Below are 22,959 nucleotides of genomic sequence, written 5' to 3'. Positions count from 1 at the left end.
TCTGATCGAGGTCCGGCCACGCCCGGACCCACCACCATCGTCCCATGAACGTTAGCGTTGAAGACGATGGCCACCACATTCGCCGATCAACTACGGTCGCTCCCCGACGAGGCGCTGGGCGCGCTCATCCAGTTGCGCCCGGACCTGGTCGTTCCGGTACCCGCTGACATCTCGGCGCTCGCGGTACGCGCACAGTCCCGCAACTCGGTCTCCCGCTGCCTGGACGCGCTGGACGAGTTCACCCTCCTGATCCTGGACGCGGCCCGCCTCAGCCGGGCCGCCGACACCGCGCTCACCTCCGTCGACGCGATCCTCGAACTGGCCACCGGCGTGGCCGGCGACGACGTCCGCGCGGCGATCGACCGGCTGCGCAGCCGGTTCCTGCTCTACGGCGCACCCGAGGGCCTGCACGTGGTCGGCACGGTCGACGAGGTCACCTCGCCGTACCCGGCCGGCCTCGGGCGTCCCGCGGACTTCCTGGACGCCCGGACCGCGGCCCTCTGCGCCGACCGGGCCAAACTGCGCCGCACGGTGCTGTCCGCCCCGCCCGGCGCCCGGGCCGTCCTGGACCGGCTCGCCGCCGGTCCCCCGATCGGGGCACTCAACCGGGAGGCGATGGCCGAACCGGTCCGCTGGCTCGTCGACCAGCACATCCTGGTCCCGGTCACCGAGGCCGGCCGGGCACCCCGGCCGGACGGCGAACTGGTCGAACTGCCCCGCGAGATCGGGATGCTGCTGCGCCGCGACACCGGGCCGATCGGCGTGCTGCGCCCGTACGCGCCGATGCCGGACGCCCCGATGCGCGACACCAAGGCCGCCGACTCGGCCGGCGCCGGACAGACCATGGAGGCGGTACGCGCCACCGAAGCCCTGCTGGAGGCCCTGGCCGCCGAACCCGGCCCGGTGCTGCGAACCGGCGGCCTCGGTGTCCGCGACCTGAAACGGCTGACCCGGGCCACCGGCCTGGACGAGTCCGGCACCGCCCTGCTGGTCGAGGTGGCGTACGCGACCGGCATGCTCGGCGAATCCGAGGTGCCCTCCAACGGACGGACCGGCACCGCGCAGGAGGTGTTCCTGCCCACCAGCGCGTACGACATGTGGCGGGCGGCCGGCGCGGCGCACCGCTGGACCAGCCTGGCCCGGACGTGGCTGATGATGACCCGGCAGACCGGCCTGATCGGGCGGCGCGACGAACGGGACCGGCCGATCAACGCGCTCGCCCCGGACGCCGAACGGGCCGGGGCACCCCAGGCCCGGCGGGAGGCGCTGACCGCCCTCGCCGACCTGGCACCGGGCGCCGCCCCGACCGCCGAGGACCTGCTCGCCCTGCTCAACTGGCAGGCGCCGCGCCGGGCCCGCGGACGCGAAGGCGCCCACCGGGACGCGCTGACCGGCGCGGCCCTGCTCGGGATCACCGGGTTGGGGGCGCTCACGTCGTACGCCCGGCTGCTCCTGGCCGATCCGGAACCGGACGAGGGTGACCCGTTGGGGGTGCACCCGCAGGACGCGCCCGCCGACGCGGTCCGTGCCCTGGACGCCCTGCTGCCCGAACCAGTCGACCACGTCCTGGTCCAGGCCGACCTGAGCGTGGTCGTGCCCGGTCCGCCGGAACCGGAACTCGGGGCCGAACTGGACGTGATCGCCGAACCCGAGTCGGCCGGCGGCGCCAGCGTCTTCCGGGTCACCCCGGCCAGCCTGCGCCGGGCCCTGGACGTCGGCTACCGCGCCGACGACCTGCACACCCTGTTCCGGCGGCGGTCCCGCACCCCGGTGCCGCAGACCCTGACCTACCTGATCGACGACACCGCCCGCAAACACGGTGGCCTGCGCAGCGGATCGGCCGGCTCCTACCTGCGCAGCGACGACGAGGCGCTGCTCGCCGAGGTGCTCGGCGACAAACGCCTGCTCACCGTCGACCTGCACCGGATCGCGCCGACCGTGCTGGTCAGCCCCCGGCCGGTGGCCCGCCTGCTGGGCGCGCTCCGGGAGGCCGGTTACGCCCCGGTCGCCGAGGACGCCGGCGGGGCGACCGTCCTGACCCGGCCCAAGGCGCGACGTGCTCCGGCGCGTACACCCAGAATCGCCGACCCCGGAGGCCCCCCGACGCTGGCCGGACCCCGCCTGGCCGGGGTGGTCGAACAGTTGCGCCGCGGCGACGTCGCCACCCGCGCCGCGCGGCGGGCCCCGGTCACCGTGCGCGCCGCCCAGGGCCAGGCGGTACCCGGTCTCACCGCGGTGCAGCAGCATTCGCAGGCTATGGCGGTGCTCCAGCAGGCGGTGCGTGACAAGGTCCGGGTCTGGGTGGGGTACGTGGATTCGCACGGCGCCACCCTGTCCCGGCTGGTCCGGCCGGTCTCGCTGAGCGCGGGCTACCTGCGGGCCGAGGACGAACGCGGCGAGAGCCTGCACACTTTCGCCCTGCACCGCATCACCGCAGCCGTCACCGAGGAGTAGCTCTGCCGCTGACGACGGGTACCCCGTTCGGGTTAATAAGGGTTTCCGTCGTCAGCGGAACAGAGGAATAATCGAGACACCGCGCGTTTTGCAAGCCTGTCTCATCTCCAGGACGGCCCGGCATGGACCCAGCCACCGAACCACCCCGCAACGAGACCGAAGTCCTCCGCCGAGCCTCAGCCATCCTCACCGAGCGACTCCCCGCGACGTGGTCCCTGCAGACGACGACATCCGGTTCGGGGCCGGACCTGCTTCTCACGGTCACCGCACCGGACGGCAACGCCGTCACCCTGGTCATCGAAGCCAGGACCACCGTCGAGGGCCGGGACGTCACCCATGTCGCTGCGCAGCTCGACGCACATGCCGGCTCGATGAGCAGGGCGCATGGTGTGCTGGCCGCCCGATACCTGTCCCCGCAGGTCCGCAGACGCCTCATCGAGAACGGCATCTCCTTCGTCGACACCACCGGGAACCTCCGCCTCGAAACCGCCTCACCCGGCCTGTTCATCGCCGATCGCGGGGCCGACGGGGACCCGTGGCGGGGACCCGGCCGGCCCCGCGGCACCCTCAAAGGCGCGCCTGCCGCACGAGTGGTCCGCGCCATCACCGACTTCGCGAGGGACTGGTCCATCCGCGATCTGATCCAGACGGCTCAGGTCTCCACCGGCTCGGTCTACCGGGTCGTCGACTTCCTGGAGAGGGAGGGACTGGCCGAGCGCACCGGCCAGGGGAAGGTCGTCATTCCGCGATGGGACGCGGTCCTGCGCCGATGGAGTGAGGACTACGGCTTCACCCGCTCCGGACGGGTCACACGCTGGATAGCGCCCCGCGGTCTGGACGACCTGCTGGCACGTGTCGCCGAGAACAGCGTGGAGACCTACGCGATGAGCGGGACGATCGCGGCCGCCGAGTGGGCGTCCTACGCCCCCGCCCGGGCCGCCATGATCCACACCGCTGACGCCGGAACGGCCGCCGCCCGATGGGGGCTCCGGCCGGCGGACGCCGGCGCCAACGTGATGCTCGCCGAACCCGACACGGACGTCCCGTTCCTGCGCAGCCTCACCAGCACCAGCCGGCTCCGCATCGCTGCGCCCGCACAGGTGACCGCCGATCTCATGACAGGTCCGGGACGCAACCCCCAAGAGGCAGAACAACTCCTGGATTGGATGACAGCCAATGAACGATCCTGGCGTATCTGAGCGACACCAGCCGCAGGATCTGCTCGTCCAGGCACGCGGCGCGATGCTGGATGCGTTGGAGGCTCTGAACGAGCACCGCAGCGCTGTCATCGTCATCGGGGCCCAGGCCGTGTACCTCAGGACCGGCAGCGCGCGGGTCGCACTCGCCGAAGCGACCAAGGACAGCGACCTGGCGATAGATCCCCGCCTCCTGAGCGAGGATCCCCGCGTGGATGCGGCCATGCGAGCGGGTGGCTTCCTGCCCGATCCCCGGCACGGACAACCCGGTTCCTGGGTCAACGCCGCAGGCATCCCCGTGGATCTGATGGTTCCCGACGCGCTCGCCGGCCCCGGAGGCCCGTCGGCCCGAGGTGCCCGTCTCCCTCCGCACGATCGCCGGGCCATGCGGCGCGCTCGCGGCCTCGAAGCGGCTGTCGTCGACAACACGACCGAATGCATCAGTGCACTCGATCGCACGGATCCCCGCGTCTACGAGGCCAGAGTCGCGGGACCGGCCGCACTTCTGGTCTCCAAGATCCACAAGATCACCGAACGCCTCGGAACGCCGCATCGTCTCAACGACAAGGACGCCCACGACCTGTACCGGATCCTCATCGCCATCGAGACGGCCCTGCTGGTGGACGGATTCCGCCGTCTGCTCGACGACCCGGTCAGTGCCTCCGTCACCGATCACGCGCTCGACGAGATGAGGGAATTGGCGGCTTCCGGGCCGGAGGCGATGATCCCCGTCATGGCCGGCCGCGCCGAGGAGGGTCTCGGGGAGCCTCCGACGGTCGCCCTGTCGACGTCGCTCCTGACGCACGACCTGCTCGCCGAGCTAGGAAAGTGAACGCGGGGTGCCGGGTCGTGCACCCCCGCTGAGCCACGACCCGGCACCGCCCCCGCATGAGTTACACGTGTGAGTCCACCGGAATGTTGCACCCTGATTTTCGTGTCAGACTGGAGGGTCGGTTTTCGGCTCTGCGGAAGGTTTCACGGGTGAGCGGCGGACCACTGATCGTGCAGTCGGACAAGACCCTTCTCCTCGAGGTCGACCACCCGGACGCGCAGGCGTGCCGGATGGCGATCGCCCCGTTCGCGGAGCTGGAGCGGTCCCCCGAGCACGTGCACACCTATCGGCTGACCCCGCTGGGGCTCTGGAACAGCCGGGCGGCCGGCCACGACGCCGAGAGCGTGGTCGACGCGCTGATCAAGTTCTCGCGTTATCCGGTCCCGCACGCGCTGCTGGTCGACGTGGCCGAGACGATGGACCGCTACGGCCGGCTGCAGCTGCTGAACGACCCGGTGCACGGCCTGGTCCTGCGCGGGCTCGACAAGATCGTGCTGATCGAGGTGGCCAAGTCGAAGAAGATGGCCGGCATGCTCGGCGCCCGCCTCGACGACGAGACCATCGCGGTGCACGCCTCCGAACGCGGGCGCCTCAAGCAGGCCCTGCTCAAGCTCGGCTGGCCGGCCGAGGACCTCGCGGGGTACGTCGACGGCGAAGCGCACGCCATCGCGTTGAAGGAGGACGGCTGGACCCTGCGGTCCTACCAGCAGGAGGCGGTCGACGGTTTCTGGGCGGGCGGTTCCGGTGTCGTGGTGCTGCCGTGCGGCGCGGGCAAGACGCTCGTCGGCGCGGCCGCGATGGCCCAGGCCTCGGCGACCACCCTGATCCTGGTGACCAACACGGTCGCCGGCCGGCAGTGGAAACGCGAACTGCTGGCCCGCACCACCCTCACCGAGGAGGAGATCGGCGAGTACAGCGGTGAGCGCAAGGAGATCCGGCCGGTCACCATCGCGACGTACCAGGTGCTCACGTCCCGCCGCGGCGGCGCCTTCACCCACCTGGACCTGTTCGGTGCCCGCGACTGGGGCCTGGTCGTCTACGACGAGGTGCACCTGCTGCCGGCCCCGATCTTCCGGTTCACCGCCGACCTGCAGGCCCGCCGCCGGCTCGGCCTCACCGCCACCCTGGTCCGCGAGGACGGCCGCGAAGGCGACGTGTTCTCGCTGATCGGCCCGAAACGCTACGACGCCCCGTGGAAGGACATCGAGTCCCAGGGCTGGATCGCCCCGGCCGAGTGCGTCGAGGTGCGGGTCACCCTCACCGAGGCGGAGCGGATGGCGTACGCGGTGACCGAAGCCGAGGAACGCTACCGGGCCGCGGCCACCGCCCGCACCAAACTCCCGGTGGTCAAGGCCCTCGTCGACAAGCACCCGAACGAGCAGGTGCTGGTCATCGGCGGTTTCCTCGACCAGCTGCACGAACTGGGCGAGTTCCTGGACGCCCCGATCGTGCAGGGTTCCACCACGAACAAGGAACGCGAGCGCCTGTTCGACGCGTTCCGGGACGGTTCGCTGCGCACCCTGGTCCTGTCGAAGGTCGGCAACTTCTCCATCGACCTGCCGGAGGCGGCGGTGGCGATCCAGGTGTCCGGCACGTTCGGTTCCCGGCAGGAGGAGGCCCAGCGTCTCGGCCGGGTGCTGCGCCCCAAGGGCGACGGGCGGCAGGCGCACTTCTACTCGGTGGTCTCCCGCGACACGATCGACACCGAGTACGCCGCGCACCGTCAGCGTTTCCTGGCCGAGCAGGGCTACGCCTACACGATCGTCGACGCCGACGACGTCCTCGGTCCGCCCCTCCCCCAGATCGACTGAGACCTCTGCCATCGGCTGCACTGTAGATGATCAACTGCAGTGCGGCCGGTGCCATACTCCCGGGCGTGAACATCATGGGGGAGTATCGATTCGACTACCGTTCGTTCCGGCGGATGGCGGTGCAGGCGCTCGGCCGCCGGGTCATCGCGGGCCGGATCGCCGTCGGCATCCTGGTGCCGCTGGTCGTCCTGCTCGGCCTGGCATCCGACTTCGACTCGCGAATCGTCAAAGTGCTGCTGGCCTGCGCCGCGATCCTCGCCATACCGGAGATCTACGCCCTGCTCGGCTGGCAGGGCCAGCGCTCGCTCAACACCGGCCCGGTCAGTTTCACACTGACCGACCTGGGCATCCGTATCACCGCGGCCGGCAGCGACACCCACCTCGGCTGGACCGCCCTCACCTCGATCACCGCGCGCCGCAGCGTGTGGGTGCTGCGGCACGGTCCCGTCCGCAACCTGCTCCCCCGGGCCGCTTTCACCCCGGACGAGCAGGCCGCCATCGATACTTTCCTGGCCGCCCGGGCCTGACCCGCTCGACGACGATGATCGGCACGGTCAGCTCGCGTACCTTGCGGCCAGGTAGATCACGGCGAAGACCAGGAAGATGACGTTGAAGATCTGGAGGGGACGGTAGCCGGTCGAGACCTGCTCGCCGCGCGGGCCGAGTTTCCCCTTCGCGAAGGTGATCGTCGGCGCCATGTACTCCAGTTGCAGGCCCTCGTCGGGGAGCACCACGTCACGGGTGACCCGGCCCGCCTTACGCGGCAGCACGTACGGCACGAAGACCTCGACGCGGTGCGTTCCCGGGCCCAGGTTGACGTTGCGCGGTCCCCAGCCGCTCACCGGGTGTTCCACGCCGTCGACGAGCAGGCGCGGCGCGGTCATCTTGAACGCCCAGGCGCCCGGTGCGTGCCGGAAGTCGATCAGGAGTGCGGGCATGGTCAGCGCCTCCAGGTCCGGGTGGTCGTCGTGGTCACGTTGCCTGCTTTGTCGTACGCCCGCAGTTGGACCTTGATCGTCTTGCCGTATTTGGCGGTGTTCAGCGTGAACTTGTACGCCGCCTTGGTGTCGGTCGCGACGACCTTGCCGTTGACCAGCAGCTGGACCTTGGCGATGCCGTTCTTGTCACTGGCCGACGCGGTGATCGCGACCTTGCCCTTGATTTTCGCCTTGTTCTTGGGGGCCTTGGCGAACGCCAGCTTCGCCTTCGTGTTGTCCACGATCACGGTCCGGGTGACCATGGTCGAGTTGATCAGGCCGTCCCAGGTGTACCAGGTCAGCTCGTTGCGGCCCTCCTGCAGCGTGTCCGTCGTCAGGGTGCACGTCGTGCAGACGAGGCGGGTGTTACCCGGCACCAGGGTGGCGGTGGTCATCGCAGTCGGGTCGGACACCCGGACCGTGCTGGTGACCTTGCGGCCGCGGATCAGAGCGTTGTTCGCCGGCGACACCCAGGTGACGACGGGACCGCTGACGTCGACGCGGACCTTCGCGGTGAGCGTCGACCGGTTGCCGAGGCGGTCCCAGGCCCGGATCTCCACGGTGGCGGTCCGGTTCTTCCTGCCCCAGCCCGGGTGGTAGTAGGTGTACGCGGTCGAGCGCAGCACCCCGTCCACCCACCATTCGATGCGCCCCGACCCGTCGGTGTCCTGCAGGGCGGCGGTGAGCTCGATCCCCTCGGCGGTGACGACGGAGGGGATGCTCGTGGTGATCCGCGGGCCGACGTTGTCGAACGTGTAGAACCGGCTCGTGGCGGTGAGGTTACCGGCCCGGTCCTTGACGCGCAGGTTCACCGTGGCGCCCGGCCGGGTGATGACGCTGGTGTCCCAGGCGAGGGTCCAGGGTGCGGCGACCGCTGTGGCGACCACCTGCCCGTCGACGCTGAGCTGAAGCTCGGCGGTGTCGCTGGAGACGTCGACCGGGGTGAGCTCGACGGGGCCGTGCAGGACGCTGTCCTGGGCCGGGAGTGTCGCCGCCGGCCTCTCGGTGTCGACGTTCACCAGGGTGGTGGCCTGCCCCTTATTCCCCGCGGCGTCGACGGCTTGGACGGTCACCTCCACCGCATGGTCGTTGTAGGAGTCCGGCGGGGTGAAGCTGATGCCGGCCCGGCCGGCATTTCCGGTGTATGAGCGCCACAGCGTCCCGTCGAGCAGGACGTTGACCTTCTCGACGGCCACATCGTCGTGATAGATCGGGTAGATCCTGCGGGCCTGCCCGACCCACTGGCCCTCGGTCAAGCCGGTGGAGGTGACGACCGGAGCCGAGGTGTCGTCGGCGAGGGCGGGTGTGCCCGCGGTGAGGATCAGAGAGGTGGAGAGCGCCGTGACCACGGCGCTGCGAAGCATGCGCAAGAGGTACTCCCCGTGAATGGCCCCTGCGGGCCCCGCAAACGATACGCCACCGGATCGACGCTGTCGATCGCCGGTCACCGATGGCCGCCCGGAGGTCCGGGCGGCCATCATGGGCTACTTCTTCTTCGTCCAGGTCCGGGTGGTCGTCTTCCGCAGGTTGCCGGCCTTGTCGTACGCCCGCAGCTGCACCTTGATCGTCTTGCCGTACTTGGCGGTGTTCAGAGTGAACTTGTACGCCGCCTTGGTGTCGGTCGCGACCGCCTTGCCGTTGACCAGCAGCTGCACCTTCGCAACGCCGTTCTTGTCGCTCGCCGAGGCGGTGATCGCCACCTTGCCCTTGACCTTCGCCTTGTTCTTCGGCGCCTTGCTGAACGCCACCTTGGGGGCGGTCCGGTCCACGGTCACCGTGCGCCGGGCGACGGTGGTGTTGCCGACCTCGTCCCAGACCGTCCAGACCACCTGCCGCTTGCCTTCCGGGCCGGCCGCGGTGCGGGACGTGAACTCGGTGCCCGGCTCGACCCGGCTGCCGCCCTTCATGCCGGCGCCGACCTCGCCGCTGACGTCGTCCACGGCGATGATCGTGCTGGTCAGGTTGCCGCCGGGGATGATCGCGCCGTTGCGCGGCGTGACCCATTCGACCTCGGGCGCCTGAGTGTCCAGCTCCATCTCGCCGGTGTACGTGGTCAGGTTGCCGACGCTGTCCCAGGCGTTGAAGAGCACGTCGACGGTCCGGCTGGCCCCGGTGAAGGTGTACCGGAAGGATGCGGCCGTCGACCGCAGCTTGCCGTCGATCCACCACTCGACCCGGTCGACGGCGGACTCGTCGGTCACCCATGCGGAGAAGTCGTAGGCCCCGCCGGGGATCAGCGGTTCCAGCTCGATCGAGACGTACGGCCCGGACGTGTCCTCGTCAGCGGCGAAGGCGGGCGAGCCGGCACCGAAGAGCAATGCGGTGGCGAGGGTCGCGGTGGCAACGGTACGCAGAATGTCCAATGTGGCTCCCCGTGAATGTGGCTGCCGGGGAACGATACGACACCGGATCGACGCTGTCGACGGCCGATGTCAATGCGGGACGGCCGGCCCGGGGCGGAACAACTCGGAGAGCAGATCGCCGTGTCCCCCGACCCGCTCCAGGACCTCGCCCGCGCCGAACTGGCGGGCCTCGGCGTCGCCGGTGGCCATCGCGGCCACCTCGTCCCAGGTCATCGGGGTCGACGCGGTGGGTGTCGCGCCCGCGCGCAGCGAGTACGGCGTGACCGTCGTCTTCGCCGCCGCGTTCTGACTCCAGTCGATGAAGATCTTTCCGGGGCGCAGCCGGCGGGCCATGTTCGCGGTGATCGAGCCGGGGACCATCCGGGACAGTTCCTCGGCGACCCGGCGGGCGTATCCGGACACCACCACCGAGTCCTGGGTGCCGGAGATCGGGCAGCACAGTTGCATGCCCTTGCGGCCGGAGGTCTTCGGGAAGGCGGCTATCCCGTCCACGTCCAGGCGGTCGCGCATCAGGACCGCCACCGCGCAGCATTCCCGCAGGCCGGCCGGTTCACCCGGGTCGAGGTCGACGACCATCAGGTCCGGGTCGGCGCCGAGACGCCACTGCGGAGTGTGCAGTTCGATCGCCGCCAGGTTGGCCAGCCAGACCAGGGTGGGCAGGTCGTCGACGACCACGAAGTCGATCGTCTCGCGTCGCCGGGTGGAGCCGGGCACCGGCAGGGTCGCCAGGTGCACCCATCCAGGCGTACCCCCCGGCCTGTTCTTCTCGAAGAAGTGTGCGCCCTCGACACCGTGCGGGAAGCGGATCCGGGTGGCGGGCCGGCCGCGCAGGTGCGGCAGCATGACCGGGGCGACCCGCGTGTAGTAGTCGATCACCTCGCCCTTGGTGAATCCGGTCGCCGGGAACATGATCTTGTCGAGGTTGGAGAGCTCGACGTCGTGGTCCTCGATCGTCACCAGCATGCGGTCATGGGGGGCCATCGCCACACTCCCGGGCCGGTTTGTCGTCGCGGAGCCGCAGGAAGCGGGGGAACCGCAGGCGGTGGTCGGGGGTCTCGTTGCCGTAGCGGATCTCGGCGACCAGTTCCGGGCGGACCCAGTGCACCCCGCGGGAGTCGTCGCGGGGCACCGCGCCCGGCACGAACGGCGACTCGCCCGCGGCGAGCGGTGCCAGCCGGGCCAGCAGGTCGCGTTCCGCGGCCGCGCCGATGCCGCCGCCGACCCGTCCCCGGAAGGCCAGGCCGGCCGGGGTGGGCACGCCGACCAGCAGGCCGCCGAGTTTGCGCGCGCCGGGTCGCCAGCCGCCGATCACGTAGTCGCCGGTGTGCTCGAACTTCACCTTGATCCAGTCGGCGGACCGGCGTCCGGGCAGGTAGACCGAGTCGGACCGCTTGGCCATCACGCCTTCGAGCTGGTTCTCCCGGGCGGCGGTCGCGGTGGCCACGCCGTCGCCGAACGACGGCGGCACCATCCAGTTCGGGCCGGCCATGCCGAGTTCCTCGAGGCGCTCGCGCCGGGCCAGGTAGGGCAGGCCGGTGTAGTCGATGCCGTCGAGATACAGCAGGTCGAAGGCCAGGTAGGTGGCCGGCACGGTGGCTGCCAGCCGGCTCGCCCGGGTGCGGTCCCGGACGTGCATCCGCTCGGCCAGCAGGGGGAACGAGGGGCGCCCGTTCTCATCGAAGACCACCATCTCGCCGTCGAGCAGGGTGCCCTCCGGCAGGTGCAGGCCGATGATCTCCGGGTAGGCGGCGGTGACCGTGGCGCCGGAGCGGGCGAACAGGTCGGGCGGTCCGCCGCCGAACAGCGCGAGGACTCGGACCCCGTCCCACTTGAACTCGTAGCTCCAGTCGGACCCGCCCGGCAGCGGGCCCGCGGTGGCGAGCATCGGGGAGAGGGGTGGTCCCGTCACCCGATCACCATAAGCAGATCCATTCACCTTACGCAGCTGTCTCAGTGATGCCATCCTGATCAGGGGTCCGGACACCGTGAGGAGTCGATCATGCGCGCAATCTGGAAGGGTGCCGTATCCTTCGGTCTCGTATCGATCGCCGTCAAGTTGTATTCAGCGACGGAGGAAAAGGACATCCGCTTCCACCAGGTGCATCGCACCGACGGCGGCCGGATCAAATACCAGCGGACCTGCTCGGTGGACGGGGCCGTGGTCAGTTATGACGATATCGCCAAGGGATATGACATCGGCGGTGGAGAAATGGTGATTTTAACGGACGACGACTTCGCCGACCTGCCGTTGAGCACCTCCCGCGCCATCGACGTTCTGGAATTCGTTCCGGCCGAACAGATCGACCCGATCCTGTTCGCCAAGTCCTACTACCTCGAGCCCGAGGGCCAGGCCGCGAAGCCCTACGTCCTGCTCCGCGACGCGCTGCGCGACGCCGACCGGGTGGCCATCGTCAAGATCGCGATCCGGCAGCGAGAGCAGCTCGCCAGCCTGCGGGTCCGCGACGACGTACTGGTCCTCAACACGATGATGTGGCCCGACGAGGTGCGCGCCCCGGAGTTCGGCTTCCTCGACGACGACATCGAGACCCGCCCGGCCGAACTCGCGATGGCCAGCTCACTGATCGACTCGATGGCCGGCACCTTCAAGCCCGAGGACTTCACCGACGACTACCGGGCCGCGCTCCAGGAGGTCATCGACGCCAAGGTCGAGGGCCGCGAGGTGGTCCAACCGGAGGAGACCGAGGAGGCCGCGCCCGCGGCGATCGACCTCATGGCGGCGCTCAAGGCCTCCGTCGAACGCGCACGCCAGGCGCGTGGCGAAGACCCCTCATCGGGTACGCGTGACGCGCCCCCACCCGCGAAAAAGGCATCCGCGGCCGCGCCTTCGGCGGCACGGAAGAAGGCCGCTCCCGCCGCCGAGGCCACGACGAGCACCACGACCGCCGCCAAGAGCACCACGGCCGCGGCGAAGAAGACGACGACGACCGCCAAGAAGACAGCCGCCAAGAAGACGACTGCCAAGAAGACCACACCCGCCGCGAAGGCCGCCAAGAAGTCGGCGTGACTAGGCTCGCCCCGTACGGAATCGTTTCTTGGAAGCGGGTGGCAGGGTGGCACTGACGTGGGCGGAGTCTTACCTCGGGCGGGTGCGGGCGAGCGTCGGCGACACCGACACGATCTTCTTCGTCGGGGCCCGGACGGTGGTCCTCGACGAGCAGGGTCGCCTGCTGCTGATCCAGCGGTCGGACAATCACCGCTGGGCGATCCCGGCCGGGGCGATGGAGCTCGGGGAGAGTCTCGAGCAGTGCGCGGTCCGCGAGCTCTGGGAGGAGACCGGTCTGCGGGCCACGTCCCTGACGCCGTACGTGTTCCACACCGCGCACACCTACACCAACGAGTACGGCCACACGTACCAGCAGATCCTGATGACCTTCGTGGTGCACAGCTGGGAGGGTGAGCTGGTCCGGGTGACCGACGAGAGTGTCGACGCCGGCTTCTTCGCGCCTGACGCCCTGCCCTCGGGACACTCGCTGATCATCGAGGAGGCACTGGCCGACCTGGCGGCGTTCCGGGAGCACGGGCAGTTGATCCTGAAGTAAGAAGCTCAGGCAGGATGTCACCACGTGACATCTGGCAAGCGCCGTCTCGGCCTGGATCTGACTCCGCTCCGCACCTCCCGGGACTTCCGGCTCGTCTTCACCGGCGGCGTGGTGACGGCGTTCGGCTCGTTCATCAGTTACGTCACCATCCCCTTCCAGGTGGCGCAGCTGACCGACGACCCGCTGATGGTGGGCCTGATCGGGGTCTGCGAACTGGCGCCGCTGCTGATCATGGCGTTCGTCGGTGGGGCGCTGGCCGACTACATCGACCGCCGGCTGCTGGTCCGCGGTTCGGAGGCCGCTCTCGCCGCCATCGCCGGGCTGCTGTTGTTCAACTCGCTGTCGGACACCCCCCATCTGTGGCTGCTCTACGTCGCCGCGTTCCTGACCGCCGCGGTCGCCGGTCTGCAACGGCCGGCGCTGGAGGCGATGGTCCCGCGGCTGGTGAAGCCGGAGGAGTTGCCGGCCACCATGGCCCTTCAGTCGTTGGGCATGCAGTTCGCCCAGCTCCTGGGCATGCCGCTGGCCGGTGTCCTGGTGGCCAGCTTCGACCTGGCCTGGGTGTACGCGTTCGACCTGTGCACGTACGCCGTCTCGCTGATCTGCCTGACCCTGGTGAAGGCGGTCCCGCCGCCGCCGGCCGCCGACCGCCCGTCGTTGAGCAGTGTGGTCACCGGCCTGAGGTACGCGCGGTCCCGTCCCGAGTTGCTCGGCACCTACCTGGTCGACATCAACGCGATGTTCTTCGGCATGCCGTCCGCGCTCTACCCGTTCCTGGCCACCAAGCTCGGCGGTCCGCAGGTGCTCGGCCTGTTGTACGCCGCGCCCGCGGTCGGTTCGCTGCTGGCCACGTTCGGTTCCGGCTGGACGTCCCGGGTGCACCGGCACGGCCTGATGGTGCTGATCGCGTCGGCGTTCTGGGGTGTCGGGATCATCGGTGTCGGCCTCTCCGGCACTCTCTGGCTGACCCTGCTCTGCCTGGCGTTCGCGGGCGCCGCCGACATGATCTCCGGCATCTTCCGCATGATCATCTGGAATCAGACCATTCCCGATCATCTGCGCGGGCGGCTGGCCGGCATCGAGATGCTCTCGTACACGACGGGGCCGCTGCTGGGGCAGTTGCGGTCCGGCGCGATGGCCCGGACGAGCCTGGGCATCGGCGGCTCGATCTGGGTGGGCGGCGTGCTCTGCGTGGCCGGTGCGGTGGCGCTGGCTGCGGCGCTGCCCAGTCTGGTCCGATACGACGGCAAGGACGGCATGGCCTTGAAGAAGGCCGCCGACGAGAAGTGGGCCGCCGACGCCGCCCAGCGATCCTGACCTTCACAGAAGCGAAAAAGACGACCGCCCGGGTCGATCGGCAACCCGGGCGGTCGTGTCTTTTCAAGCTCAGTACGTCTGGCGCGGCGTCGAGCCGCTTCGGAAAGTCTTCACGCGATCACTCGTCGCTCGCCAGTCCCGGGGCAGAGTATCAGCCCCGCGGACGAAGAGCATGGCCGATCGGTCAACCGAAATGGACCGAATCGCCGCTGGCTCACTCAGGCCGTTTGCTGACCTGCGACGGAATCGATCAGCGCCGCGCAGAACGCCGGCACATCGTCAGGTTTCCGACTCGTGATCAACGTGCCGTCGACGAAGACCTCCTCGTCGACCCAGGTCGCTCCCGCGTTCACCAGGTCGGTCCGCAGACTCGGCCAGCTGGTGAGCGTCCGGCCGTCGACCACGCCCGCCTCGACGAGCGTCCAGGGCGCGTGACAGATCGCGGCCACCGGCTTGCCGGCGCTGACGAAGGCCCGTACGAACCGGACCGCGTCCGCGTCCATCCGCAGGAAGTCCGGGTTCGCGACGCCGCCCGGCAGCACCAGCGCGTCGTAGTCCGCCGGATCCGCCTCCCGCACCGACCGTTCCACCCGGTACGCGTTCCCGGGGTCCATGTGGTTCATCGCCTGGATCTCGCCGTCCTTGATCGAGACGAGTTCCGCGGTGCCGCCCGCCTTCTCCACGGCCTTACGCGGCTCGATGTACTCGACCTCTTCCACCCCGTCGGTCGCCAGGAAAGCCACACGCTTCCCCTTGATCGATACGGTCATCGCCCGTGCCCCCTCCGGATCGCCGCGGCTTGCGCCGTCAGTACGTCCGGTTCCCGGTGGCGGCCCGCGCAAACGCCGGGGCGCGACCGACTGCCAGCCGCCCGATGAACCAGGCACCGAAACCGGCCATGGTCAGCGCGAGCAGTTCGACCATGAGCAGGCCCCCGCCGACCACCCGCTCGGGCGTGTGCACCCGCAGCATCGCGATCACCGCGAAGATCACCAATACGCCCATGCTCAGCAATCCACGAAGAACGCCGAGCCGGCGCTGTTCGGGCATTCGCATGAACATCACGTCGACGGCTCCGGCGAGTATCGCCATCACCCCGATGAAGAGGCCCGCGATCACATTCCAGTAGGCCAGTGCGCCAAGGATGCTAGGACCCCCCATCAAGTCGGCTATATCGAACATTGCGGCCATCGCGAAGAGGCCCAAGGGGAACATCACCAGAATCGGTTGCACCGCCTGACCCGCGATGTTCAATCGGCTCTCCATCCAGCTGCCGCCCTTCCCACCTGCTGCTATGCAGGTTCCCTCCGACATCGACGGTTGTGGCCTACCCGGCCCCGGAGACACTGAAACTCCGCGGCCCCGTCCGATGGCCAACCACAGAGCCCCTGAGCAGCTTGTACGCAATCTGCAACATGGCATTCTGAGTGGTGGCGGACTGCGGGATGGCGTGCTCTACTACCAGTAGAGCAACAAAAGGGCGGAGTTGGAGGGAGAGTCAAACAACGGCACCCGGCGGCAAACGGGTGCCGTTGTCATCTCTGCGGCCATTGTCATCTCGACAGCTCTGCAATCTTGTTGCACAGCGAGGCGGAGATGCGTCTCCCGCGCCAATGATGGCCCGCTTCTCTCCTCCTCGCAAGGCACAGCGAAGAGGAGTTCGCCATGCGCACACGAACCTACTATCGCGGGCCCGATGCCACCGTCGTCGATGATCAATTCATCTGGCGCACGAGTTCGACGTCGATCACTTTCCTCGTTCCCGATCTCCGTCATGTCGGTCTGGTCCAGGCGCCACCGCGGGTCCGCCCGTTCGCGCCGGCTCTCGTCGTCCTCACCGTCTTCGCCGCCATCGCCGGCTGGACCCTGATCCCCGACCCCACGATGTACGTGGCCGGCTTCCTCGCCGTGACCGCGCCGGTGGTGGTCGCCGTCTGGCGCGAGCCACGCCACTGGGAGCTCCACGCGCAGTACCGCAACACGGCGGTGGTGCTGTATTCCTCCGCCGACGCGCGGGTCTTCAATCAGGTGAGCCGGGCTCTGCGCCGCGCGATGGAGGACACCGGACGCTCTCCGTGGGGCTATGGACTCGCAGCAGCTTGACCTGCGACTTTGCCGACTCTCTCGGGTGACATCCGAATTCGATCAAAACCCCGCACGGCACGCTTCGTTCTGATAGGACAGTACTAGCATTTTCCGCGACCTCGCTGACTGCCAAGTGGCATGCAGCGAGGTGGCAGCGGGAGAGCTGGACGGTACGGAACGTCGCCACCCACTTCGACGATGAAGGACTCATGGCTGAGGGTGACTCGCCTACGATCGCGCGCCGACGCGTGCGCCTCGCGCTGCGTGAAGCGCGGGAGCAGGCATCGCTGACTCAGAACCAGGTCGCCGAGGAGATGGAGTGGTCGCTCAGCAAGGTGATCAGGATCGAGAACGGCGACGTCAGCATCTCGCCGAACGATCTCAAGCCGCTGCTGACGTACCTCGGGATCAAGGACCGGGCGGTGGTGACCGCCCTGATCGCGGACGCCCGGATCGCCCGCACCCGCCAGCGTCAGGCGTGGTACCAGACGCCCGAATCACGGGAGACCCTCTCCGACCCGCTCCGCAAACTGATCGAGTACGAGCACGAGGCCCGCGAGATCCGGTCCTACTCGATCTACTACGTTCCCGGGCCGCTGCAGACGCCCGGCTACGCCACCGCACTGATGCAGCGCTACGAGGACGAGCTCAGCGTCGAGACCCGGCAGCGACGAGTCGAGGCCCGCGCACGCCGGCGCGAGGCGCTGCTGACCCGGACCGATCGGGCGCAGATCATGCTGCTGCTCGACGAATCGGTGCTCCGCCGCACGATCGGCGGCCCGGAGATCTTCGCCGAGCAGCTGCACGACCTGAAGAAGAATGTCGAGGACGGACTCATCAAGGTCCGGATGGTGCCGTTCTCGATCGACGCTCCGGTGACCAACAATGCCAGCTTCGACCTGCTCGTCATGAGCGAGGGCGAGGTGCTTTACCGGGAAACCGGGCTGGGTGACGAAATGATCGAAGACCGCGAGACGACCGCGAAACACCGCGCTCGCTACGACAAGGTCTGGCACGAGGTCTCGGATGAAAAAGACACGATCGAATTCATCCGGCGACAGATAGCAATACTCGAGGGATCCCCTCGAGAAAACACATAACCCAAGGCCGCGAGCCCTGTCACGGGCGACACGGCAAGAACCGTGGAAGGTCCACCATGGAAGAGATGAACGTGCCCGCGTGGCGCAAGAGCAGCCGCTGCGGTACGTCGACCTGTGTAGAGGTCGCCCGGGTCGACGACCGTTACCTGGTCCGCGACAGCAAGAACCCCGAGGTCGCGGCACTCTCCTTCACCCGGGATGAGTGGGAGGCGTTCGTCGAGGGCGTGACGGCGGGCGAGTTCCGCTTCTGAGTCGTCGACCACCCGCTCCGCGCTTTCGGCCGTATGCGCGGAGCGGGTTGGTACACAACACTCACAATTAAATACATTTACCACCGAACAGACGTCGCATACCTCACATATGAGGTTATAAGCGGCGTCCTTTCTTTTTCATTCATGCCCACGATCAGTCCGGTCATTTACCGTGGATTCGAACCGTCACGGAGGTGCATTCACACATGATCGGATCGACGGAGAGAGTCCGCTGGCGCCGGAGCAGACACTGTGCCAATGGCACATGCGTGGAAGTTGCACGAATCGGGGATCAATTCCTGATCCGGGATTCCAAGAACGTCGGCGGCGCACCACTGGCGTTCAGCCGGGCCGAGTGGGAGGCGTTCGTCGCGGGGGTCAAGGCCGGGGATTTCGGTTTCGAATGACACCGCTTATCCCAGAGCGTGTGGGTGTCGCGGGCCGAGCGCGGCATACTGCAGAGGTGGACGGGTACACACACGCCACCGACACCGGTTGCTTCGGCTCACTGCACGAGGCAGCCGAAACCCTGCTGGACGACCTGACCTCCCGTTACCTGGTGGAACGGCGGGAGACGAAAGAGGCGCTCGGGCTCGATGACGCGCTCGTGCGAACGGTCCGGCTCATTCCTCGTACACCCACGGCAGCGCCGGTGGCGATCCACTTCACCGACCCCGGCCTGGTCCTGCGACTCGGGCGGTGGTGGGAGGAACCCCTTCCTGCCTGCGCCTGCGACGACTGTGACGAGCAGCCCGCCCGGCTGGTGGAGAGGCTGCACGCGCACAGCGCCGCGGTGGTCGAGGGTGGTCTCTGGGAACGCGTCCGCCGCGGCGTCGGCGGCTCCTGGTTCGAGACGAAACTGATCGGCGCCGGGGTGAAGTCGAGCCGGGAAGGCCTCCTTCCCGCCGCCGACGCCCGCGATGCCCGCCGCGGCGGGTTCGCCTCCCCGATGCAGTGGGCGCCCTGGCAGGTCCGCTCCTGAACTCCACCACCGGCCGGCACGTCAGCACCGCCGGCCACCCCGTCGTGATCGGGCCCCTCAGCCGGCGGCCGGCCGCAACCCCGCCTGCGTCCGGCCGCCGAGCAGGCCCACCACCCGGCCGGCGACCCGGTGACCCGTCACCCGGGCCATGGTCAGGTCACCACGGCAGAACCCGGTGAACGCCCGCCAGCCCGGCGGGCTCGCGAACGCCGCGTGCACCAGCCCCGGATACCGGTGGAAGAGCCCCAGCAGGCGACGGCCGGCCGCCATCTCCGGAGCCAGGCCGTCCGCGACCAGACGGTCGTACTCGCTGAGGTCACCACCGCCGGCCGCGACCGTTCCGGCCCACGTCCCGGAGCGCAGGGCGAAACTGATGCCCTCCCTGGTCCACGGCTCGAGCAGACCGGCCGCGTCGCCGGCCACCAGAACCCGGCCCCGGCGCACCGGCGAATCCGGTCGGCGGCAACGGGTCAGGTGCCCCGAGTCCCGCAGCACCGGACGGTCGTCGAGACCCAGCCGGGCGAGGAACTCCCGCAGGTAACGCTTGGTCTGGTCACCACGGCCACGCTCCATGATCACGCCGACGGTGAGCTGGTCGTCCTTGGGGAACACCCAGCCGTACGAGCCGGGAACCGGCCCCCAGTCCAGCAACAGGCGGCCACGCCAGCGGGACCGGTCACCCGGGGACGCCGCAAGCTCCACCTCCAGCCCGAGATCCTGCTGCTCGAAGGCGACACCGACGTGCCGGGCGGTCACCCCGGCCGAACCGTCCGCGCCGATCACCACGGAGGCCGTCACCGCCTCACCGGTGGCCAGGCTGACGGTAGGCGTACCCCCATCCTGCGAAACGGCCCGGACCACCGCGTTCTGCCGGACGGTCGCACCCACCTCGACCACCGACCGCATCCAGGCGTGATCGAAGTCGTCCCGCCGGACCATGGTCACCACCGGATCGCCCGGTGAGCGGCGGGTGAACGCCCGGCGCCCGTCGTGGGTGAAGGTGACCGCGGTGATCACGTCCCGGGCCGGCACGGCGAGAGTCGCGGCACTCATCCGCAGCGAGACGCCGAGCAGCCCGCCGCCGCAGGTCTTGTAACGCGGATGCTCGGCGCGCTCCAGCACGATCACCCGGGCGCCCGCCGACGCCGCAGCGTGCGCCGCCGACAGGCCGGCGGGCCCGGCACCGACCACCGCCACATCCCATTCCGGCGCGTGCCGCATGTCTGAAGTTTAGTTAGGTTGAACGCGAATCGTATCCATCTCCACGGGGCTGACGCATTGAACAGCGCGACGGCGACCGCTCTGCGGGTACCCACCCGAGCGGTCTATCTGACCTTCATCTTCCTCGGCGTCGCGATGGCGAGCTTCGCCGCGCGCATCCCGCAGATCCGTGACGCCCTCGGCCTCACCCCCTCCCAGCTGGGGCTGGTACTGCTGGCCAGCGCCGCCGGCTCGGTCACCTCGCTGCCGCTGGCCGGGCCGATCGTGGGCCGGTTCGGATCCCGCCGCACGGTCATGGTGACCGCCGTGGTGCTCGGCCTCGGTCTGGGCGGCGTCGCGCTCGGCTACCGGTCCGGCGTCGTCCCGGTGGTCGTCTCCCTCTATGTGTACGGGTTCGCGACCGGTGCCTGGGACGTCGCGATGAACGTCCAGGGCACCATCGTGGAGAGGCGCATCGGCCGGGCGATCATGCCGAGGTTCCACGCCGGGTACAGCATCGGCACCGTGGCCGGTGCGCTGATCGGGGCGGGCGCCGTCGCCGCCGGGATCTCCATCGGGGTGCACGTGAGCGTCTGCGTGGCGGTCGCGGTGATCGCCGTGCTGGTCGCGGTCCGTGACTACCTGCCGGACGACTCCCCGTCATCGTCGTCGGCCGGATCGTCACCGATGGCCGCCTGGACGGAACCCCGCACCCTGCTCATCGGGGTGTTCGTGCTGGCGTTCGCGTTCACCGAGGGCGCGGGCATCGACTGGATCAGCGTGGCGCTGATCGACGACTACGATGCGCCGGCCGCGGTGGGCACCCTCGCGTTCGCGACGTTCCTGGCGGCGATGACCGTCGGCCGCTGGTGGGGTCCGGCGCTGCTGGACCGCTACGGCCGGGTGCCGGTGCTGCGGGCACTCGCGGTGAGCGGTCTCGCCGGGCTGCTGCTCTTCGTGTTCGGCACGCACGTCGCGGTGGCGTACGCCGGGGTGCTGCTCTGGGGTCTGGGTGCCTCCCTCGGCTTCCCGGTCGGGATGAGCGCCGCGGCGGACGAGCCGTCCCGCGCCCCGGCCCGGGTGAGCGTGGTGGCCTCTATCGGATATCTGGCGTTCCTCGGCGGGCCGCCCCTGATCGGCCTGCTCGGCGACCACGTGACCGTGCTGAAAGGCCTCCTCGCCGTGGCCGTCCTGCTGATCCTGTCCACGTCGATCAGCACGGTGATCCGCGAGCCTCGCTAGTCACCTTTCGCAGTCAGGGTCTGCCTCCGTGGTGATTTCGGGTGCTCAGCACGCCCGAATTCACCACACCCACAACAGCGTGGTGACTTCGGGCGTCCAGCGCGCCCGTAATCACCACACCACCACGGGTGTGGTGACTTCGGGCGTCCAGCGCGCCCATAATCACCACACCACCAGGGGTGTGGTGACTTGGGGCGTCCAGCGCGCCCGTAATCACCACACCACCACGGGTGTGGTGAATTGGGGCGTCCAGCGCGCCCGAAATCACCACGCGGACGGGCTTCGCACCCTGACCACGAAACATGTCTAGTGTTCCGAGTCATGACTGTGGACGGTTGGCTGCAGGACACACGGACCTCTTACGACACGGTGGCGGACAGCTACGCCGACATGCTGCGGGGCCACCTCGAGGACTCGCCGTACGACCAGGCCCTGCTGAACCTCTTCGCCGACCTCGTCCGGCGCTCCGGCGACGGCCCGGTGGCGGACGTCGGCTGCGGCACCGGGCGGATCACCGGATTCCTGGCCGGGCTGGGCCTGGACGTCTTCGGCATCGACCTCTCCCCCGGCATGCTCGCCGCAGCCCGGCGCGACCATCCCGGGCTGCGGTTCTCAGTCGGGTCGATGACCGATCTGGATCTGCCGGACGACGCGGTGGGCGGCCTGCTGGCCTGGTGGTCCCTGATCCACGTGCCCGACGACGCGGCCCGGGTGGCGCTCGGCGAGTTCCGGCGGGTGCTGCGGGCCGGCGCGCCGCTGATGGTCGGCTTCTTCGTCGGCGACCAGGTGCGCTTCAAGTCGGAGGGCTACGGCGGCCACCCGATGAACCTGCACGTCTTCCACCGACCACCGGAGCGGGTGGCCGGTTGGCTGGTGGAGGCCGGTTTCACCGTGGAGGCCCGGATGGACCTGCCCGGCAGCGATGGTGTCCTGCCCGGGGCGGTGCTGGTCGCCCGCTGAGGAGTCAGAGGGAGGACCAGCAGTAGAGGGATTCGCCGGCTTCGCGGGCCCGCGAAGCCAGCGCGGACAGCTCGGGGATCACCGTCGCCAGGAACGACGGGTCCCCATGGCCGTGGAACTCCTCGGCAGTGGCCCACTGGGTGGCCAGGGCCGGCACCCGGTCGGCGGGGATGCCGGCCAGGACGTCGCGGGCGTGGTCGCCGAGAACGGTCACCCAGGGGCCGTCATACTCCGGGTCGGTCTCGGCGCTCATCGGCCAGATCAGCCGGTCGGCGACCAGGCTCATGGTCCACTCCTGGTCGAGCACGGCGGCGATCAACTGCCCGACGACCACGCTGGGCTCGAGGGACTTCAGATCGAGACCGTCGAAGGTCCCCAGCGGCGACTCGCCCTCGGTGTCGTCCAGGAGGCGGCGCACCTCGTCGAGGGCGGGCGCCCGGAAATAGTCGTACAGCACACCCATGCCGACCTCCCCATGAAAAAACCCCAGGCCATGTGACCTGGGGTTTCTCGCTGAGCCGCCTGACGGAATCGAACCGTCGACCTACGCATTACGAGTGCGTCGCTCTAGCCGACTGAGCTAAGGCGGCAACGAGGACTCATCCTACGGCATAGACCCCGAAGCTCTC

At 69.3% G+C, this 22,959-nt stretch carries 24 protein-coding genes and 1 tRNA gene; 15 read left to right on the top strand and 10 right to left on the bottom strand.

The features are described from left to right. The first annotated feature begins 66 nt into the window (after positions 1-66). From WH85_RS05420 to WH85_RS05400, 5 genes are all read left to right on the top strand, one after another. Complete coding sequence (locus WH85_RS05420) at positions 67-2,454, top strand: helicase-associated domain-containing protein (protein WP_045740557.1); 2,388 nt, start codon at positions 67-69, stop codon at positions 2,452-2,454. 122 nt (positions 2,455-2,576) lie between these two features. Then, positions 2,577-3,653: a type IV toxin-antitoxin system AbiEi family antitoxin gene (locus WH85_RS05415; protein WP_045740556.1), complete on the top strand. Its 1,077-nt coding sequence runs from the start codon at positions 2,577-2,579 to the stop codon at positions 3,651-3,653. Next, positions 3,631-4,482, top strand: coding sequence for a hypothetical protein (locus tag WH85_RS05410; RefSeq protein WP_045740555.1), 852 nt, complete (start codon positions 3,631-3,633; stop codon positions 4,480-4,482). Before WH85_RS05415 ends, WH85_RS05410 begins: the two co-directional genes overlap by 23 nt. A gap of 149 nt (positions 4,483-4,631) precedes the next feature. Then, positions 4,632-6,293 (top strand): DNA repair helicase XPB, encoded by a 1,662-nt coding sequence (locus WH85_RS05405; protein WP_045740554.1) that lies wholly within the window; start codon positions 4,632-4,634, stop codon positions 6,291-6,293. Between the two features lie 74 nt (positions 6,294-6,367). Then, complete coding sequence (locus WH85_RS05400; protein WP_245673840.1) at positions 6,368-6,820, top strand: YcxB family protein; 453 nt, start codon at positions 6,368-6,370, stop codon at positions 6,818-6,820. Between the two features lie 27 nt (positions 6,821-6,847). Here the strand turns inward: WH85_RS05400 and WH85_RS05395 are convergent, their stop codons facing one another. The 5 genes from WH85_RS05395 to ligD (WH85_RS05375) all read right to left on the bottom strand — a co-directional run bounded on the left by WH85_RS05395 (position 6,848) and on the right by ligD (WH85_RS05375) (position 11,542). Then, the gene (locus tag WH85_RS05395) at positions 6,848-7,231 is read right to left on the bottom strand and encodes a hypothetical protein (RefSeq protein WP_157410789.1); all 384 of its coding nucleotides are present in this window, start codon (positions 7,229-7,231) and stop codon (positions 6,848-6,850) included. A 2-nt stretch (positions 7,232-7,233) separates the two neighbouring features. Then, the gene (locus tag WH85_RS05390) at positions 7,234-8,634 is read right to left on the bottom strand and encodes an Ig-like domain-containing protein (protein WP_045740552.1); all 1,401 of its coding nucleotides are present in this window, start codon (positions 8,632-8,634) and stop codon (positions 7,234-7,236) included. Positions 8,635-8,754: 120 nt separating this feature from the next. Next, positions 8,755-9,633: an Ig-like domain-containing protein gene (locus WH85_RS05385; RefSeq protein WP_045740551.1), complete on the bottom strand. Its 879-nt coding sequence runs from the start codon at positions 9,631-9,633 to the stop codon at positions 8,755-8,757. 69 nt (positions 9,634-9,702) lie between these two features. Continuing rightward, positions 9,703-10,614 (bottom strand): non-homologous end-joining DNA ligase, encoded by a 912-nt coding sequence (gene ligD, locus WH85_RS05380; RefSeq protein ID WP_045740655.1) that lies wholly within the window; start codon positions 10,612-10,614, stop codon positions 9,703-9,705. Then, positions 10,601-11,542 carry a non-homologous end-joining DNA ligase gene (ligD, locus tag WH85_RS05375; protein WP_045740550.1) on the bottom strand — a complete coding sequence of 314 codons (942 nt, stop codon included), beginning with the start codon at positions 11,540-11,542 and terminating at the stop codon, positions 10,601-10,603. The genes ligD (WH85_RS05380) and ligD (WH85_RS05375) overlap by 14 nt, the downstream gene beginning before the upstream one ends. Before the next feature lie 90 nt (positions 11,543-11,632). Between ligD (WH85_RS05375) and ku the strand changes: the two genes are divergently transcribed. The 3 genes from ku to WH85_RS05360 are packed head-to-tail and all read left to right on the top strand — an operon-like array spanning position 11,633 to position 14,510. Then, positions 11,633-12,658 carry a non-homologous end joining protein Ku gene (gene ku, locus WH85_RS05370; protein ID WP_045740549.1) on the top strand — a complete coding sequence of 342 codons (1,026 nt, stop codon included), beginning with the start codon at positions 11,633-11,635 and terminating at the stop codon, positions 12,656-12,658. Positions 12,659-12,704: 46 nt separating this feature from the next. Then, positions 12,705-13,193 (top strand): NUDIX domain-containing protein, encoded by a 489-nt coding sequence (locus WH85_RS05365; protein WP_045740548.1) that lies wholly within the window; start codon positions 12,705-12,707, stop codon positions 13,191-13,193. 24 nt (positions 13,194-13,217) lie between these two features. Further along, positions 13,218-14,510, top strand: coding sequence for an MFS transporter (locus WH85_RS05360; protein WP_045740547.1), 1,293 nt, complete (start codon positions 13,218-13,220; stop codon positions 14,508-14,510). A gap of 218 nt (positions 14,511-14,728) precedes the next feature. Here the strand turns inward: WH85_RS05360 and WH85_RS05355 are convergent, their stop codons facing one another. Beyond that, complete coding sequence (locus WH85_RS05355; RefSeq protein WP_045740546.1) at positions 14,729-15,280, bottom strand: type 1 glutamine amidotransferase domain-containing protein; 552 nt, start codon at positions 15,278-15,280, stop codon at positions 14,729-14,731. Between the two features lie 37 nt (positions 15,281-15,317). After that, positions 15,318-15,776 (bottom strand): DUF2231 domain-containing protein, encoded by a 459-nt coding sequence (locus tag WH85_RS05350; protein ID WP_045740545.1) that lies wholly within the window; start codon positions 15,774-15,776, stop codon positions 15,318-15,320. Positions 15,777-16,175: 399 nt separating this feature from the next. Between WH85_RS05350 and WH85_RS05345 the strand changes: the two genes are divergently transcribed. The 5 genes from WH85_RS05345 to WH85_RS05325 all read left to right on the top strand — a co-directional run bounded on the left by WH85_RS05345 (position 16,176) and on the right by WH85_RS05325 (position 18,928). Next, on the top strand, positions 16,176-16,613 hold the full coding sequence (locus WH85_RS05345) for a DUF6232 family protein (RefSeq protein WP_045740544.1): 438 nt from the start codon (positions 16,176-16,178) through the stop codon (positions 16,611-16,613). Between the two features lie 230 nt (positions 16,614-16,843). Continuing rightward, positions 16,844-17,695 carry a helix-turn-helix domain-containing protein gene (locus tag WH85_RS05340; protein WP_245673828.1) on the top strand — a complete coding sequence of 284 codons (852 nt, stop codon included), beginning with the start codon at positions 16,844-16,846 and terminating at the stop codon, positions 17,693-17,695. A 56-nt stretch (positions 17,696-17,751) separates the two neighbouring features. Beyond that, positions 17,752-17,946 carry a DUF397 domain-containing protein gene (locus WH85_RS05335; protein ID WP_045740542.1) on the top strand — a complete coding sequence of 65 codons (195 nt, stop codon included), beginning with the start codon at positions 17,752-17,754 and terminating at the stop codon, positions 17,944-17,946. Between the two features lie 206 nt (positions 17,947-18,152). After that, positions 18,153-18,353, top strand: a complete 201-nt coding sequence (locus tag WH85_RS05330) for a DUF397 domain-containing protein (RefSeq protein ID WP_045740541.1) — start codon at positions 18,153-18,155, stop codon at positions 18,351-18,353. A 56-nt stretch (positions 18,354-18,409) separates the two neighbouring features. Continuing rightward, positions 18,410-18,928, top strand: coding sequence for a DUF6226 family protein (locus WH85_RS05325; protein WP_045740540.1), 519 nt, complete (start codon positions 18,410-18,412; stop codon positions 18,926-18,928). Between the two features lie 57 nt (positions 18,929-18,985). Here the strand turns inward: WH85_RS05325 and WH85_RS05320 are convergent, their stop codons facing one another. Next, a complete protein-coding gene (locus WH85_RS05320) occupies positions 18,986-20,149 on the bottom strand; it encodes a geranylgeranyl reductase family protein (protein WP_045740539.1) in 1,164 nt (387 codons plus the stop codon). 57 nt (positions 20,150-20,206) lie between these two features. On the opposite strand from WH85_RS05320, the gene WH85_RS05315 reads away from it, so the two are divergent. Together WH85_RS05315 and WH85_RS05310 are read left to right on the top strand one after the other, a co-directional pair. After that, the gene (locus tag WH85_RS05315; RefSeq protein ID WP_045740538.1) at positions 20,207-21,370 is read left to right on the top strand and encodes an MFS transporter; all 1,164 of its coding nucleotides are present in this window, start codon (positions 20,207-20,209) and stop codon (positions 21,368-21,370) included. A gap of 321 nt (positions 21,371-21,691) precedes the next feature. Next, entirely contained in the window at positions 21,692-22,330 is a 639-nt protein-coding gene (locus WH85_RS05310; protein ID WP_045740537.1) for a class I SAM-dependent DNA methyltransferase, read from the top strand. A 4-nt stretch (positions 22,331-22,334) separates the two neighbouring features. On the opposite strand, the gene WH85_RS05305 is transcribed toward WH85_RS05310, so the two are convergent. After that, positions 22,335-22,793 carry a hypothetical protein gene (locus WH85_RS05305; protein ID WP_045740536.1) on the bottom strand — a complete coding sequence of 153 codons (459 nt, stop codon included), beginning with the start codon at positions 22,791-22,793 and terminating at the stop codon, positions 22,335-22,337. A 53-nt stretch (positions 22,794-22,846) separates the two neighbouring features. Beyond that, positions 22,847-22,920 (bottom strand) — tRNA-Thr (locus tag WH85_RS05300). Positions 22,921-22,959 lie beyond the last annotated feature (39 nt).

This window comes from Actinoplanes rectilineatus (assembly GCF_000962825.1).
In the GTDB taxonomy this organism is placed as follows: Bacteria; Actinomycetota; Actinomycetes; order Mycobacteriales; family Micromonosporaceae; genus Actinoplanes; species Actinoplanes rectilineatus.
The sequence above is the reverse complement of the archived record's forward strand: the minus strand, read 5'-3'. Positions and strand labels throughout refer to the sequence as shown.

Coding starts and splice junctions, on each gene's coding strand:
- WH85_RS05420 (WP_045740557.1), top strand. CDS start 67: ATGGCCACCACATTCGCCGATCAACTACGGTCGCTCCCCGACGAGGCG.
- WH85_RS05415 (WP_045740556.1), top strand. CDS start 2,577: ATGGACCCAGCCACCGAACCACCCCGCAACGAGACCGAAGTCCTCCGC.
- WH85_RS05410 (WP_045740555.1), top strand. CDS start 3,631: ATGAACGATCCTGGCGTATCTGAGCGACACCAGCCGCAGGATCTGCTC.
- WH85_RS05400 (WP_245673840.1), top strand. CDS start 6,368: ATGGGGGAGTATCGATTCGACTACCGTTCGTTCCGGCGGATGGCGGTG.
- WH85_RS05395 (WP_157410789.1), bottom strand. CDS start 7,231: ATGCCCGCACTCCTGATCGACTTCCGGCACGCACCGGGCGCCTGGGCG.
- WH85_RS05390 (WP_045740552.1), bottom strand. CDS start 8,634: ATGCTTCGCAGCGCCGTGGTCACGGCGCTCTCCACCTCTCTGATCCTC.
- ligD (WP_045740655.1), bottom strand. CDS start 10,614: ATGGCCCCCCATGACCGCATGCTGGTGACGATCGAGGACCACGACGTC.
- ku (WP_045740549.1), top strand. CDS start 11,633: ATGCGCGCAATCTGGAAGGGTGCCGTATCCTTCGGTCTCGTATCGATC.
- WH85_RS05355 (WP_045740546.1), bottom strand. CDS start 15,280: ATGACCGTATCGATCAAGGGGAAGCGTGTGGCTTTCCTGGCGACCGAC.
- WH85_RS05350 (WP_045740545.1), bottom strand. CDS start 15,776: ATGGAGAGCCGATTGAACATCGCGGGTCAGGCGGTGCAACCGATTCTG.
- WH85_RS05345 (WP_045740544.1), top strand. CDS start 16,176: ATGCGCACACGAACCTACTATCGCGGGCCCGATGCCACCGTCGTCGAT.
- WH85_RS05335 (WP_045740542.1), top strand. CDS start 17,752: ATGGAAGAGATGAACGTGCCCGCGTGGCGCAAGAGCAGCCGCTGCGGT.
- WH85_RS05330 (WP_045740541.1), top strand. CDS start 18,153: ATGATCGGATCGACGGAGAGAGTCCGCTGGCGCCGGAGCAGACACTGT.
- WH85_RS05320 (WP_045740539.1), bottom strand. CDS start 20,149: ATGCGGCACGCGCCGGAATGGGATGTGGCGGTGGTCGGTGCCGGGCCC.
- WH85_RS05310 (WP_045740537.1), top strand. CDS start 21,692: ATGACTGTGGACGGTTGGCTGCAGGACACACGGACCTCTTACGACACG.
- WH85_RS05305 (WP_045740536.1), bottom strand. CDS start 22,793: ATGGGTGTGCTGTACGACTATTTCCGGGCGCCCGCCCTCGACGAGGTG.